Origin of the sequence: Tateyamaria omphalii, assembly GCF_014651375.1 — a bacterium.
In the GTDB taxonomy this organism is placed as follows: Bacteria; Pseudomonadota; Alphaproteobacteria; order Rhodobacterales; family Rhodobacteraceae; genus Tateyamaria; species Tateyamaria omphalii.
Genome location: NZ_BMWT01000008.1, coordinates 1 through 14,225, shown reverse-complemented (window position 1 = coordinate 14,225; position 14,225 = coordinate 1). Strand labels below are relative to the sequence as shown.

13 protein-coding genes are annotated in these 14,225 nt (G+C 55.4%); 10 read left to right on the top strand and 3 right to left on the bottom strand.

Annotated elements, in window-relative coordinates; all coding sequences use genetic code 11:
- Position 1 precedes the first annotated feature (1 nt).
- Together IE087_RS20645 and IE087_RS20640 are read right to left on the bottom strand one after the other, a co-directional pair.
- Positions 2–1,072: an isopenicillin N synthase family dioxygenase gene (locus IE087_RS20645; protein WP_229801505.1), complete on the bottom strand. Its 1,071-nt coding sequence runs from the start codon at positions 1,070–1,072 to the stop codon at positions 2–4.
- An 11-nt stretch (positions 1,073–1,083) separates the two neighbouring features.
- Positions 1,084–2,460, bottom strand: a complete 1,377-nt coding sequence (locus IE087_RS20640; RefSeq protein ID WP_229801504.1) for an ATP-binding protein — start codon at positions 2,458–2,460, stop codon at positions 1,084–1,086.
- A gap of 405 nt (positions 2,461–2,865) precedes the next feature.
- On the opposite strand from IE087_RS20640, the gene IE087_RS20635 reads away from it, so the two are divergent.
- From IE087_RS20635 to IE087_RS20590, 10 genes are all read left to right on the top strand, one after another.
- A complete protein-coding gene (locus tag IE087_RS20635) occupies positions 2,866–3,885 on the top strand; it encodes a helix-turn-helix domain-containing protein (protein ID WP_189371294.1) in 1,020 nt (339 codons plus the stop codon).
- 182 nt (positions 3,886–4,067) lie between these two features.
- Positions 4,068–5,273, top strand: coding sequence for an acyl-CoA dehydrogenase family protein (locus IE087_RS20630; protein ID WP_189371293.1), 1,206 nt, complete (start codon positions 4,068–4,070; stop codon positions 5,271–5,273).
- Between the two features lie 356 nt (positions 5,274–5,629).
- Positions 5,630–5,905, top strand: coding sequence for a DUF6525 family protein (locus IE087_RS20625; RefSeq protein WP_189371292.1), 276 nt, complete (start codon positions 5,630–5,632; stop codon positions 5,903–5,905).
- A 12-nt stretch (positions 5,906–5,917) separates the two neighbouring features.
- On the top strand, positions 5,918–7,441 hold the full coding sequence (locus IE087_RS20620) for an ABC transporter substrate-binding protein (RefSeq protein WP_189371291.1): 1,524 nt from the start codon (positions 5,918–5,920) through the stop codon (positions 7,439–7,441).
- Entirely contained in the window at positions 7,438–8,121 is a 684-nt protein-coding gene (locus tag IE087_RS20615; RefSeq protein ID WP_189371290.1) for an ATP-binding cassette domain-containing protein, read from the top strand. The genes IE087_RS20620 and IE087_RS20615 overlap by 4 nt, the downstream gene beginning before the upstream one ends.
- Complete coding sequence (locus tag IE087_RS20610) at positions 8,115–8,840, top strand: ABC transporter ATP-binding protein (protein WP_189371289.1); 726 nt, start codon at positions 8,115–8,117, stop codon at positions 8,838–8,840. The genes IE087_RS20615 and IE087_RS20610 overlap by 7 nt, the downstream gene beginning before the upstream one ends.
- Positions 8,837–9,775 (top strand): ABC transporter permease, encoded by a 939-nt coding sequence (locus IE087_RS20605; protein WP_189371288.1) that lies wholly within the window; start codon positions 8,837–8,839, stop codon positions 9,773–9,775. The genes IE087_RS20610 and IE087_RS20605 overlap by 4 nt, the downstream gene beginning before the upstream one ends.
- Positions 9,768–10,562, top strand: a complete 795-nt coding sequence (locus IE087_RS20600) for an ABC transporter permease (RefSeq protein ID WP_189371287.1) — start codon at positions 9,768–9,770, stop codon at positions 10,560–10,562. Before IE087_RS20605 ends, IE087_RS20600 begins: the two co-directional genes overlap by 8 nt.
- A 400-nt stretch (positions 10,563–10,962) precedes the next feature.
- Positions 10,963–11,394, top strand: coding sequence for a universal stress protein (locus IE087_RS20595; RefSeq protein WP_189371286.1), 432 nt, complete (start codon positions 10,963–10,965; stop codon positions 11,392–11,394).
- 12 nt (positions 11,395–11,406) lie between these two features.
- On the top strand, positions 11,407–12,963 hold the full coding sequence (locus IE087_RS20590) for an alanine/glycine:cation symporter family protein (RefSeq protein ID WP_189371285.1): 1,557 nt from the start codon (positions 11,407–11,409) through the stop codon (positions 12,961–12,963).
- A 92-nt stretch (positions 12,964–13,055) separates the two neighbouring features.
- On the opposite strand, the gene IE087_RS20585 is transcribed toward IE087_RS20590, so the two are convergent.
- Positions 13,056–14,225, bottom strand: a 1,170-nt coding sequence (locus IE087_RS20585) for a helix-turn-helix transcriptional regulator (protein ID WP_189371284.1), incomplete at its 5' end; no start/stop codon positions are given.

Here is a 14,225-nt window from a genome sequence, read left to right as displayed (position 1 = left end):
TTTACTGTTTACTCCCGTTCATACGGTTCTCAAATGGGTTCTTGATTGCGGCTGACCCGTCCATTGCTTTGTCCGTGACGAGGTTTCGCAAATAGGGAAAGTCCCTTACCAGCATCCGTTCCAGATGGGCACCGGCTTGGAATGGGGCGTACCGGCACTGTTCACCCTGTCCAACGAGTTCGGGGAAAGGACGGATGACCGTGTCGTGGTTCGCGGCGACGAAATAGGGCATCGAGAACCGTTCGGGACTGATGTTCAGCACCCTGTGCGGTGTGGAACGGAGTAGGCCGTTTGTCCACGCTTCGAGCATGTCGCCGATGTTCACAACGAATACACGTGGATCGACGGGCACATCGATCCAGCGGTCATCTGAGTTCATGACCTGTAGTCCTGCATTTCTGGTGTGCAGCAGTGTCAGGCATTCGTAGTCAGTGTGCGCACCCATATTGACTGACTTTGTGTCGATCTCATTGCTTTGCCGCACATAGTGCAGCAATCGAAGTTGGGACACGGGTTTGGTCATGTGATCTGTCATCGTCCCTGGGGACAATCCCAGATGCAGTTCGAGCGATGCGCAGATGAGGCGGCCAAGCGCAGAAATCTGCCTGTAATACTCTGATATCGTGCCCTTGAAGCCTGTGACGCGAGGCCAGACATTGGGCCCGAGCAAGCGGTTTCCATCCAGGTAGTCCGGGTCATCAGCAGGCAAATCCAGACCAAGATCGAATGCTTCGTAACTGCGGTTCATCTCGTCCGGGTAGTCGCCTTTTTCCGTGAATGGCACATACCCTCGGTGATTTGTGCTTAGCCCGATGTAGTAGCGACGCTTTACCCGATCTGGCAGAGCAAAGAACTGTTCCGACATCTGATAGGCGCGTTCGATCAGCGACAGGTCGATCCCGTGGCCCACGATCCTGAAAAAACCAATGTCACGGGCTGCAAGGCCAATGTTATCCGCGATTTGTACGCGCTCTTCGCTGTCTAAGGAGGTCAATCCTTCTACATTGATGAGCGGCAAGGAATTGAACGTGCCGGAAAACTCTTTGGCCTCTTCGGCGATCGATGCACGCAAATGCAAAACCCTTATTGGTTATCTGAGGATGTCATGTTCCCTCCGTCCGTCGAACCCGTGGGAAAGTAGAGTTCAAAGGTCGAACCTTCTCCAACCTTGCTGCGCACTGCGACGGTGCCACCGGATTGCCGCATGACCCCAAGCACCATGGACAGGCCCAATCCGGTGCCTTCGCCAACGGCTTTCGTTGTGAAAAACGGGTCAAAGATTTGCGGCAAGCGTTCTGCGGAAATACCTTCTCCGTGATCTGTAACGCTCAATCGAACATAGCGCCCCGGTGGCAGTTCAGACGGGAAATGCCGCCCCTCTGGCAACGTGTGGAAAACGTTTTCAGTCGTGATCCTGATCGTGCCCCCGTTTGGCATTGCATCGATGCCGTTCAAGACAAGATTGAAAAGCATGTTCTCCATCGCCAAGGGGTCGACGAACACAGACCACAGGTTTCGATCAAGATTGGTCTCGACATGCTCTGCGAGCGATCTTTCGAAATTCTCGCAGAAAGCCGAAAGAAGCGTGTTCAGATTCAGGGTTTTTGGAACCAAGCGCGTTCTTTGCGCAAAGGCCAGCATATCCTGGATCAACTTTGCACCACGGCCTGATGCTGTCTTTATGGTTTTCAGTGTGTCGTCGCTGTTTGGTCCGGATGCATCGAGTTCCAAAAGCTCTATGTTCCCGGAGACAACAGTCAGCAAGTTGTTGAATTCATGTGCAAACCGACCGGTTAGCCACCCGATCGCATCCAGTTTGCGCGTTTCGAAAAGTTTGGCTTCCAGTGCTTTTCTGTTGCGGGTTTCCGACGTCAGTTGCGAATGGGCTGACACGAGGTCTTCGTAGCGTTTCTGGGACCTTCGGGATTCCTCCAGAAGTTCGAGCTTTGCGCTTGTCATTGCAGCAACTGTGCTCAGTATCTCCAACTCTGGTTCGCCGAATACGGCAATGTCCGGATGTTCGCTGTCGATCACACCGACGACGTTGCCTGCAGACGTCAGCGGGACGCAGATTTCTGAGCGTGCGGGTTGCGTGTCGGCGATGTAGTTTTCGTCCTCGACCAGGTCGTCCACAATGATGGGCTTGCCACTTTGAGCGACCTGGCCGGTTATGCCGCGCCCAAATGGAATGACCAACGGGTTGACGATATTTCGGCCAAAGGGGTTCTTTTCCCCCCATGCAGCGACCTGTGTTAAGTCGGTTTGCGCCTCGTTACTCAGGTAGATCACGCAATCGATGAACCCCAGCTTTCCAACCACGTTCTGGGCAACGTACCAAATCAAGTCTTCGACGCTTGGGATCGACATAAGATCGACCGCAAACGTGTTTAGCGTCCGAAGCATTTGTGTTTCGCTGGCCCCGTTTCGCTGACCAAGATTCGTTGGTACCGGCTGAAGCATGACTTCAATCCTTGAACTTGTTAATTGAACTACTTTAGGTTGATTTCGACTTTGGATTCAATTTTTTTGTGTATTTGCAGGGTAAGCCGTTTCTTCAGTTCTTTGTGAAATTGGTAATTTGGTTCCTCGTCAAATCTTGTCCGATGCATTTTGCGCTATTGAGAGCCGGGCAACCGGGACCAGAACAGGTCGTTCACTACGGTAAGATCATTTGATTTCGGTGTGATGGACGAGTGTGAACCACCGTCTTTGAGGGGCTTTGAATGTTGCCCTGCCGGATGCTCGGTTTGGTTCCCGTCGTCTGTGTCCGCACGCAAACTGACTTGAGAAAACACCTGGTTCAATCATCGTCGATGTGGACATCATCTATTGGTTGGTCCGCCCGAACATGACTAACCTGACGGTATGACATCTGCACGACCGACGACACTCTCCACCGTTTCTTACCAGTTTGTCAGTGATTGGTTGGACGCATTGCGCCAGCTTTGCTCGGATGCGCAATTGGCTTCGCTTCTTGAGCGGTCGCACCTTTCTATCAGCCCCGGTTACACGAATGATAGGATCACCCTCGACCAGATTGTGAGCCTGTACCAATTGGCTGCTGTCGAAACTGGGGACGAAATGATGGGGCTTTGGAGCCGTCCGGTCCGACCACGTGCATTACAGCACCTTTTGACGTCTGTGCGCGAAGCCACGACCCTGTCGTCGGCGCTGTACAGGTTTTCGACATTCTGGAATCTGCTGCTGGACGATTATGAAATGCACCTCGCAGAAACAGATGATGTTTTGACATTGGCCTTGCATCCTCGTGGCGACGCCAAGGTACAAAGGTTCGGTCACATGTTGATCCTCAAGTTGGCCCACGGCCTGGTGTCCTGGATGGCTGGACATGAAGTCCCAGTAAAACATGTTGGATTTGCGTTTGCGCGCCCGGAATTCGACCAGGACTATGCAATCATATTCCCGGCGCAGGTGTCGTTTGCCATGCCAGTAACGTCACTTACCTTCGACACAGAAAAAATTGGTCGAGTGCAAGTGCGCGACAGAGCTGATCTTGACGATTTCTTGCAGAATGCGCCGCGTGACTGGATTTTTACGAGATCGCGGGAACACACCCAGTCGCTACGTGTGCGCACCTATCTCAGTCGCACGGGCTGGGACAAAGCCAGCCTGGCAAATGCTGCGGACGCCATGAACATGACACCGCGTACTCTCATTCGGAGATTGGAGGCGGACGGCACGTCCTTTCAATCCATCAAGGATGGGCTGCGCCGTGACATCGCCATTCGAAGTTTGCGCGCGGGGCAAAAGTCGATCGAGGAGATCGCGCAGGATGTCGGCTTCTCATCTGCGGCAAATTTCCATCGCGCTTTTCAGCGATGGACAGGGAACACGCCACGCAGCTACCGCCGTCCACGTAATTGATACGTGTCATTTGTCACTTTTCGATAGGATCTTGTCATCGCAGGAGATGGCGTATCGATGATTTGTGATCATATTTCCCCTGTAAACAGCGTGTTCAGTATCTACCGGCGTCATGGATCACTTTGAGGTCGATGGGCGGATATGGCGTTTTGCGATAATTTTCATTCCACAAGGAAACTGCCGTGACGGATAAGCTTGCAACCATTCTGACAGCCGCACAGGACCATGCTGAACAAGTGATCTTGCCCAGTGTGGATAAGTGGAACGCTGGGAAAACATGGCCGCGCGACGCGTCGGACAAGGCCGGGGCTGTTGGCCTGACTGGCCTCTATGCACCGGAGGAGCATGGTGGCCAGGGCTTGCCCTTGTCGGAAGGAATCCAGGTTTACGAGCAATTGGGGGTTGGTGATGGCGCATATGCGTTTGCCTTGTCCATGCACAATATCTGCACCTTTGCCGGATGCAGCTTTGGCACGGAAGCCTTCAAGCAACGGTGGGCTCGTGATCTTACGTCTGGTCGCAAGCTTGCGAACTTTGCATTGACTGAACCGCAGTCGGGTTCCGACCCCATGCAAATGTATACCCGCGCCATGATAAATGATGATGGAACATGGACAATCAATGGGTCCAAAGCGTGGGTCAGCCTTGCGACGGAAGCTGACGTTTATTTTACCGTCGTTAAAACAAGTGACGTACCAGGTCACAAGGACATGGCGATGATTGCAATCCCGGCTGATGCGCCTGGTATCAGCTTTGGTCCGCTTTATGATACGCCATCCTACAATTTTCTGCCGATGTCAGAGATGTATCTCGACAATGTGGTTGTTAGCGAAGACAACATCATCCTGCCTGTTGGTCAGGGTCTACAGGGGTCCCTTATGGCCATCGACATCGCACGCGTTTCCATTGCGTCAGGGTGTTGCGGCCTGATGCAATCCGCTCTTGATACGGCGCTGTCGTACTCCAAGAACCGCAAGATGTTTGGGGGCAAGAACCTGGATCTGGATGGTATCCAGTGGATGTTGGGTGAGGTCGCGACCGATCTTGAAGCGTCGAGGCTTCTCTATCGCAAGGCGGCAGAAGCGCTAGGGTCAGAGGATGGCCCCTTGATGGCCGCCCATGCCAAGCGATTTGTTCCGGATGCGGCGGTGAAGGCCGCCAATACGTGTACGCAAGTCCTCGGGGGCATGGGGTTGCTGCAACCATATGGTTTGGACCGCCTGTCTCGTTTGGCTCAGATGCTGCGTATCGTCGACGGTACGACAGAAATCAGCCGCGTGGTGATTGGGCGGGCGTTGCAAAAGCGCGCGGCAACAATGCCGGACCTTCCCGTGCCTAAAGGCTTTGGGGAAGCGGCGGGAAACGCTGATGAGATCGCGGCGGAGTAACCGCGCCCAGGCAAGCGCCCAAATGGTATGAAAAGCGGCAAACCGATTGCGGGCAAGCAATCGGTTTGCCGTAGTTGAGAGCTTGGTGTCTTTTTTCACGCACGGCGTTTGGCCAGCTCTGAAAGTCCAGTTCTTTGCGGAACGCGGCGACAGGTTACGAATGCATGCGTGCCACACCTGTCTATGCGCGTGCAGTCTGGTTCTCGGGCCAAATGGACTAAGCCGACGAGTGCAGGCTGAGCGGCAGCCTTTTTAAACGCATTGTTCCGCTCACGAAAGTTTTCACGTAACAATGTTTGTTGCGTGTCTTGTTCAGGTCCGCTACCTGCAAGGTGCTTTTCTCTGGGTTCAAAAAGATGTCGGCGCAACCCACCCGCAACCTCGGACAAACAAGCCTGCGTGGCAAGCGCCGTTCGGGCGATCCCATGCGTACATATGATGCGCTTCCAGCGCCTTTGAGATTGTGGCTTTCGCAGGCGGTTCTGCCCTGGTCTCCGATATCGGCACGTCGCATCTGGAATAAGTCGCACGCCAAAGGGCAAAGCGTAGAGGAAACCCTGTCTTCGCTGTCGCGTGCCGAAGCGCGCATGCTGGCGCGCGACAAACGCGCGCCCCTGAAATTTCAAGCCTGAAGGAACGAAAAGATGTCCATCATGACCAGATTTGTCTTTGCCGCTCTTGTGATGTTGGTGCAGGCATTGCCGACATCGGCGCAGCAGGGCAGTCTGACCATATCCGTCACATATGGTCCCAATGCCGAGGTGCCGGACCCCCGGGCGGAGTACAATGGTTGGATGTCGAACCAGACCGGAGTGACCGAAACCTTGATGGGGATCGACTATGACCTGAAACTGTACCCGCGTTTGGCCGAGCAGGTCGAGCAGGCATCGCCGACAACATGGCGTGTCACGTTGCGGGACGGTGTGACGTTCCACGACGGTTCGGATCTGACCGCACAAACGGTGATTGACGCGATAACGGCTATTTCGGATGAAACGCACGCTGGGCACAATGCCAGGGTCGAGAACTTGCTTGATTTGGCAGGCATGTCAGCGGACGGAGAACGGGTGGTGGTGTTCGAGACCAATGTCCCGAATGCGGCCTTCCCTTGGACTTTGTCTGAACCGGGTATCGCGATCATGGGTCAGCCGTCGGAGGCATTTCCCATCAATGCGACCGGTCCATTTGTGTTTGCCGAAGCTATCCCAAACCAATTGTACCGGGTCGAGGCGAACCCAAACTATCGGCTTGGGGCGCCGGGACTGGAGGAAGTGCGCGTGGTTGTGGCCGGTGACCCGGCAACGGCTGCTCTGGCCTTTGAAGCGGGTGAGATCGATATGGTCATCAATTACCCGGAAACCGATTTTGAAAGAATTCAAAGCACCGGTGCGCTTGGTTTTTCTGAATCCACGGCTCGCCTCTACTTCTATACTGTGAATGCAGCCAGCGGGCCGATGGCGAACCCGCTTGTGCGTCGCGCCGTTTCACTGGCCATTGATCGACAAGGCATCGTGGATGCCGTGCTCTCTGGTGTTGGTGGTGCGCCTGCCGGAACTGTGTTTCCTGACGGAAAAGGATGGGCTGCAGATATCCCCGCTTTCTACGATCCGGCGAAAGCCGAAGAGCTTTTGGCCGAAGCTGGTGCGGTCAAAGAGGGGGGCCAGTGGATGCTGGACGGCGAACCGCTTGAGATCGACATCGTCACATACTCTTCTCGCGCAGCCCTTTCTCCAACTGCCGAACTGACCCAGGCATTTCTTTCGGCCATCGGGATTTCATCCAGCGTCAAGGTCGGAGAGTGGGGCGCAAGCAGTGATGCCATCGCGGATGGGGCAGCGGACTTGTTCCTGCAGGCATGGGTGACCACTCCGCAGGGGGATCCTGGCGCAGTGCTCGAAACGCTGTTGAAAACTGGAGGGTCTTCGAATCCAGGGAAATACACGAACCCTGAATTGGACAAGTTGCTCGACGATGGTCGACTGACCTTCGAACATGAAAAGCGTGAGGCGATTTATCGCGAGGCGCAACACATCATTGCGGTAGATGCGGCTATGATACCGGTGTTCCACGTTAATCAGATCAACGTTTCCAAACCGGGTTTGTCCGGCTACGCCGTGCATCCAACCGAAACGTACTGGATTACGCACGAAACGACGTTTGTTGAATGACGCTGTCGGCGCATGGTCTGAGCGTTGTTCGCGCGGGGCAGGCCATTCTTTATCCGACATCGGTATGTGTATCACCTCGAGACAGGATCGGATTGGTTGGTGCGTCCGGGTCGGGAAAGTCAACGCTCGGGCACGCTCTTGTTGATGACTTGAGGATGCAGGGGCATGTGGTTGCATATGTCCCTCAAAGCCCGGACGAAGCACTGGATCCGCTGTGGAGCATGGCGTTTCACTGGCGTGAGGCGGAAAAAGCGTTGGGTTTGCGGCCAGGCGCTGCCGACCGGAAAACTCTGTTCTCAGCGTTGAAGATTGAAGGCGGAGACCTGCGCAAAAGACCTTGGGCCTGGAGCCGTGGGATGCAGCAAAGGTTCGTCATAGCCATGGCGCTTATGGGACGACCCAACCTCGTCGTTCTCGATGAACCCACATCGGCGCTGGATCCTGTGGTCGCAGCCGCGACCATGCAGTTGTTGGATCACTGTCTTCGAGAGAGCGACACGGCAATGATCCTTATCACGCATGACCTGGGATTAGCTGCCCGTCATGTGTCACAATTGATGGTCATGGATGGCGGCCGGATCGTAGAACAAGCGTCGACCGAAGACGTGCTTGAACACCCCAAGGCGCCGGCTTCTAAAGCATTGTCGGCCCATCGCAATTGGCTGGCCTTGCCATGCTGAAGGTTGACCATGTGTCGGTCAAAAGGGGCGCTTCTGTCGCGCTCAAGGATGTATCATTTTCGTTGGCTGCCGGAAAAACTCTGGCTGTTGTTGGTGAAAGCGGTGCCGGCAAATCCACGCTGATCTCGGCGATCCTGGGACTCTTGAAGCCTGCCCAAGGTTCGATCACTTGGGCGGGCGCGCCGGTCCGGCTCTGCCGACCAGCTTTGGTGATGCAAGAACCCCGCTCTGCCTTCAATCCAACGCTGCCGCTCCGCCACTCCGTTTTTGAAGCTGTCAAAGCCAGAAAGCTGCATGTAGGAGACGCGCGCTTGGACCGCTTGTGTAAGGGCCTCGAGCTGGAAAGGGACCTTTTGGACCGGCGCCCGGCAGCAGTCTCGATTGGACAAGCGCAGCGCGTGGGCATTCTCAGAGCATTGATTGCCGCGCCGTCGCTTGTTCTTTTCGACGAACCGCTGTCAGCCTTGGATGCCGTGACCCAAAAGCACACGGCGAAATTGATTGCGCAGTTGCAGAAAGAAGAGGGGTTTGCCGCTTTGATAGTGACGCATGACTTGGGTTATGCGGTGGCCCATGCCGATGAAATTGCTGTTCTGAAATCCGGTCAGATCGAAGAGGTTTCCACGCCGCAGGATTTTGCGGTGGCGCCCAAATCCGCGTATTGCCGCGTGCTGCGAGATGCGGCAATTGCGTTGGGCGCTTTGGAGCCCGCGGAATGATCTCAAGTGTTTTCGATCTTGTTTTGCGCGCATTGATCGTTCTCGCGGGTACGGCGTTGGCCACGTTCGCATTGTTATGGCATGCTCCTGGCGATCCCGCACTGTCCATTGCCCTGGCACGATTTGATACCTTGGTGACAGATGAGGTGATCGAAATGGTGCGGGAGGAAGCCGGGCTCAATATCGGGTTTTGGCCTGCATTCCGTGCGTGGATTGGTCCTCTTCTTTGGTTTGATTTCGGGAATTCATCGGTCACCGGGCGGGAGGTTTTGCCGGACCTGCTGGTGGCGGTCTCTTATACGTTTCCGCTTGCTTTTGCCGGTCTCGCATTTGGGGTGGCGGTTGCGTTGCTGTTGGCATTTGTTGCCACAAAACGGCCGGGTGGTTGGATGGATCGCGTCGCCGTTGGCGTGGCATCGCTTGGCGCGGCAATTCCCGCTTACTGGCTCGGCCTCTTGCTCATTCTTCTTTTTGCCGTGCATCTTGCGTGGTTGCCGGCAATGGGGGCTCGGACGCCAGCCCATGCGATTTTGCCGGCTTTGACCCTTGGTCTGGGTGTCGCGGCATCCCTCACGCGCATTATCCGCTCTAGTATTCTCGAAGCTCGCGCGCAGCCATTTTTGCCCGCGATCCGGCGTCGAGGTGTCCCATCAAGCGCAATTGGTCGGGATCATGTGGCCCCGCATGCTGCGGTCCCGGTCATCACCCTTGTTGGTCTCGAAATGGCCTTCCTCCTTGAAGGGGCGGTGATGGTCGAGATTATCTTTGGACGTCCCGGTTTAGGCACCTTCTTGGTAACCGCGATTGAAGCGCGTGACTTCCCACAAGTACAGGCGGTGGTTGTTCTGACTGCGCTGCTTTTTGTCACTATCAATCTAGTCATTGATGTCATCTACCGGGTTATTGATCCACGTATCGGGGGACAGGATGCGTAGCGTTCTCGTACTTGCCGGAGGTGTGGGGCTCATCGTGGTGTTTGGGCCTGTTTTCGCCCCCTACGAGCCGACAATGATCAATATTCCGAACCGACTTAGCCCACCCAGTGGAGACTACTGGCTCGGGACGGACGCGCTTGGACGAGATATCCTCTCTCGTCTGCTGCATGGCGCGCGTTGGTCCTTGGGGCTGGCCTTGTTGATTTCGCTCATTGGTCTGTGCGTCGGCACGGTCATTGGCCTTGCCGCCGCGCTTGGTGGTCGGTTGGCCGATTGGATTGTAATGCGCACGACCGATACATTCCTTGCTTTCCCTGATCTGGTGGCTGCAGTTGTTATCGCCGGACTCTTGGGTGCCGGCACATGGAGTCTGATCTTCGCACTCACCGTTACAGGGTGGATGCGATACGCGCGGGTCGCCAGGGGCATTGGACTGTCGTTGCGTACCCGCGGTTATGTGATCCAAGCCAGGCTTGCTGGCGTGTCGCCGTGGGCAATTGCCCGCTGGCATTATCTGCCATCACTTGTGCCTTCGCTCACCGTAGTTTGGACCGGAATGTTCGCGCGCGCCATTTTGGGCATTTCTGCTCTCGGGTTCCTTGGCTTTGGCGTTCAGCCTCCGATGCCGGAATGGGGAACGATGCTGCTGGACGCCCGCCTGCATATGCGTTCGACACCGTTGCAAATGATCTGGCCCGGTTTGGCTGTGGTGATCAGTGTACTTGCCATCAATCTGGCGGGGGACACGCTTAGAGATGCACTCGCCGAGAAGCATACCGACCGTTAGGCGCCATGTCCGACATGCGCCCTTGCACCAAAGAGATGTTCTCACACGTAGAAGGTGTCAGTGTTCAGCCGCCGCGAGGTGAAGATCGTTGAATCTGCTCCGTTTGCTGGCGGTTGATCTCAGATGTCATCTGCCAAGGCAAACCACCGTCTCAGGCATCGGCAGGGCAGAAATTCGTCAGTTGCTTCAAGTAGAGACATTGGTTGCCTTGAGCGCCCGGCATTGATGCAATTGGCTGGGCGTTTCGGATGATCGACGCAAGACTTCCGTCAACGTAGTAGACCGTTGGGCGATTATCTCATAGCGTGGCAGCAGAGTGGCAAAATAATGCAGACTCGCGAAAGGGCCAGGCCACTCTCAAGAAACAGATCATAAGTGCTCACAGAATAGGGACAGCCTCATGAAGTTAGTTATCGGCCTAGATGGGCAAAGCTCGGGGGATAAAGCCCTCGCTTTTGCCAAAGACCTTGCAGCCAAAACGACTGATTGCGAGTTGATCATCGTCTACGTCATCGAATGGTCTCCGTTTTCATTTCAGACGGCAGAGGAAAACGCGGAACGACACAAGCGGCGAGAAGAAGAGATTGCAGTCGCGTCAGAGCGGGTTGTCAATCCTGCTGTGGAAACGTTGACCAAAGCCGGATTGTCGGCGCGGGCCATTGTACGGCACGGGGACGTGGCTGATACCATCGATGACATTGCGCACCAAGAGGGGGCCAGCCAGATCATCGTGGCCCGCAGCAGTGCCGGCGGATTGACTTCGCGTATTTTCGGTAGCTCGACCGCCAATCTGGTGATGAACGCCCGCGTTCCCGTCACCGTTGTCGCATAAGGAATAGTTGAAATGAGAAAGATTTACTCGACATTTGTGACACTGTTGGCGTTCCTTGCCATCACTCTGCCTGCACAGGCTCAAGATGCCGCGCAATCATTGGATGCACGTGTGAATGAGGCCTTTGCCACATTCACTGGCCCGTTCGTGAGCTTCATCTTTGCGCCGATCCCGGGCACTTCATTTCCGTGGATCGTGATGTGGCTTGTGATTGGTGCAACAGTGTTCACGATCTATTTTGCAGCCGTTCAGTTCCGGTTTTTTGGGCACGCTATTGGCTTGGTCAAGGGTGACTATTCCGATCCGAACGATGCTGGCGAAGTCAGCCATTTCCAGGCGCTGGCAACTGCCCTTTCGGGGACGGTTGGGCTTGGGAACATCGCCGGTGTTGCAGTGGCCGTTGGGATTGGCGGACCGGGGGCAACTTTCTGGATGATCCTTGCAGGCCTATTGGGTATGGCGTCCAAATTCACTGAATGTACGCTGGGCGTGAAGTACCGCAACGAATACCCGGATGGGACCGTATCCGGTGGTCCGATGTACTACATCTCCAAGGGGTTCGACGAACTGGGTTTGCCTGGCGGCAAGATACTCGCCGTGCTGTTTTCGGTATTCTGTATTCTGGGTGCCTTTGGCGGCGGCAACATGTTCCAGGCCAACCAGGCGCACGCACAGATCACTCAAATCACGGGTGACTTCCCGGGGTGGATCACGGGCCTTGTCTTTGCAGCTGTTGTTTTTGCAGTCATCGTAGGCGGGATCAAATCCATCGCGAAAGTGACAGAGAAAGTCGTGCCGTTTATGGGCATCATGTATGTCGGCGCAGCGCTGGTGGTTCTGATTGTCAATTTCGACATGATCGGATGGGCGTTCGGCCAGATCTTTGCCGGTGCCTTTACAGGGCTGGGAGTCGCGGGCGGTTTTGTTGGCGCGCTGATCCAGGGCTTCAAGCGCGCCGCGTTCTCGAACGAGGCGGGTGTGGGGTCTGCGGCGATTGCGCACTCGGCTGTCAAAACCAAGGAACCGATCACTGAAGGGTTCGTGTCCTTGCTTGAGCCGCTTATCGACACAGTTGTCATCTGTACGATGACGGCCCTGGTGATCATCATTTCGCAGCAGTTGATCGTCGATCAGGCGACCGGCAATTACATGCTGAACGAAGCCGGCAGTGCAATCGCCACTGTTGATGGCAATTCGGGCGTCGCACTGACATCCGCAGCTTTTGGGTCAGCCATCGGTTGGTTCCCGTTCGTTCTGGCAATTGCGGTGATCCTGTTTGCCTTCTCGACCATGATCTCCTGGTCCTACTACGGGCTGAAGGCGTGGACGTATCTGTTTGGTGAAGGAAAGACGACAGAATTGGTGTTCAAGCTGATCTTCTGCGTCTTTATCGTGATCGGCGCGGCAGCCAGCCTTGGCCCTGTGATCGACTTCTCGGATGCGGCCATCTTTGCGATGGCGGTGGTCAATATCTTCTGCCTCTATTTCCTGATGAAAGTGGTCCGGGCAGAGTTGAACTCTTACAGTGATCGCCTGAAGTCGGGCGAGATCAAGAAGTTCGTGCACTAAGGCGAGCTTGCAATGGGGCAGGGGCCGCTCGGATGCAAGCGGCCCCTTTCTCTGTCATCGACACGTGGGGCATTTCCCAATGGTGACCGCGGCTAAGTGCTGGCGCGGTATTGAGATGGCGTCACGCCCAGTTCGCGCTTGAATGCTGTGTAGAAAGACGAACGGGAGTTGAAGCCGACACCGTAGGCGATGGTCAGAATGGTTGCATTGCTCGTGCGCAACCTGTCGGCTGCATCCCGAATGCGCCAGCGGTTCACATAATCAAAAAATCGTTCCCCCAGTTTCTCGTTGAGGGCTTGAGATGCGTAGTGGGTCGTCACCCCAATCCGCCCTGCCAAATCCCACAAAGACAGATCCGGTTCGAGGTACAGTTTCTGCTCGCCCATCAGCGCTTCGATTTTGCTGGCAATCCTGTCAAGGCGCACGTCATTCAGCCCGGATTTGCCATATTTTCGAAGAGGCGTCGTCTCGTCAACCTTTGCGATTTTATTGGGAGATGGCAGCACGATACCTGGACGTTGTCGCGTCCCCCAAAGCGCGATGCTCCACATCAGGACGTAGTGCACAACGATTGCTGGTTGCAGCGAGTCAAAGGTTTCGGCGCTTGGGACCCCCAATTCGAACAAAGACGCGACAATTGAGATCAGATTGAAGGCCCAGAACACAAGTACTGCGGCCGCAAGCCACCATGCCCATGCAATTTCCCGTTCCTCTGTACTGGCGAACAAGTCTTTCAGGCGGCGTCGGTATTGTCTGAGCCGCTTAAGGATCAGGACGGCGTAGATCGGGAGCAGGCTATAGAAAAGGACTGTGGAAAGGTACAACCCAATAAGCGCCAGTGTTTGCCAAACAACTTGGTTCTCTGCACCCGGCTGCAGCCCTTCCTGCAGGGAGCGAGGTAAGAGTAGGATGTAAATGTACACTATGCCGGCAAATCCACCGGGAAGACTGTGCCAAAGCCAGCGCGGGCGCGTGGGCTCCCGCGTAGGATCATCCGTCAACCGAATGACATACAGCCAGAGCAGCAGTGGCTGCACCATTGTCAGGGGGACCTCGATCAATTCAAGGGCTATGTGCAGAAACGTCGGGTCCGCATCGCCGCGAAGTGCGCTGGCGGGCAGGCTCAACAACTGGAATGCGTTGGCCCAAAAGAACAGTGCCAGTGGTAGGCGAACGTAACGATGGTTGTCGGGCAATAGCAAAACATGTCCGCAGAATGCTGAGAGGACCAGTAATCCGGTTCCGGCAGCCAGGCGCAGGGT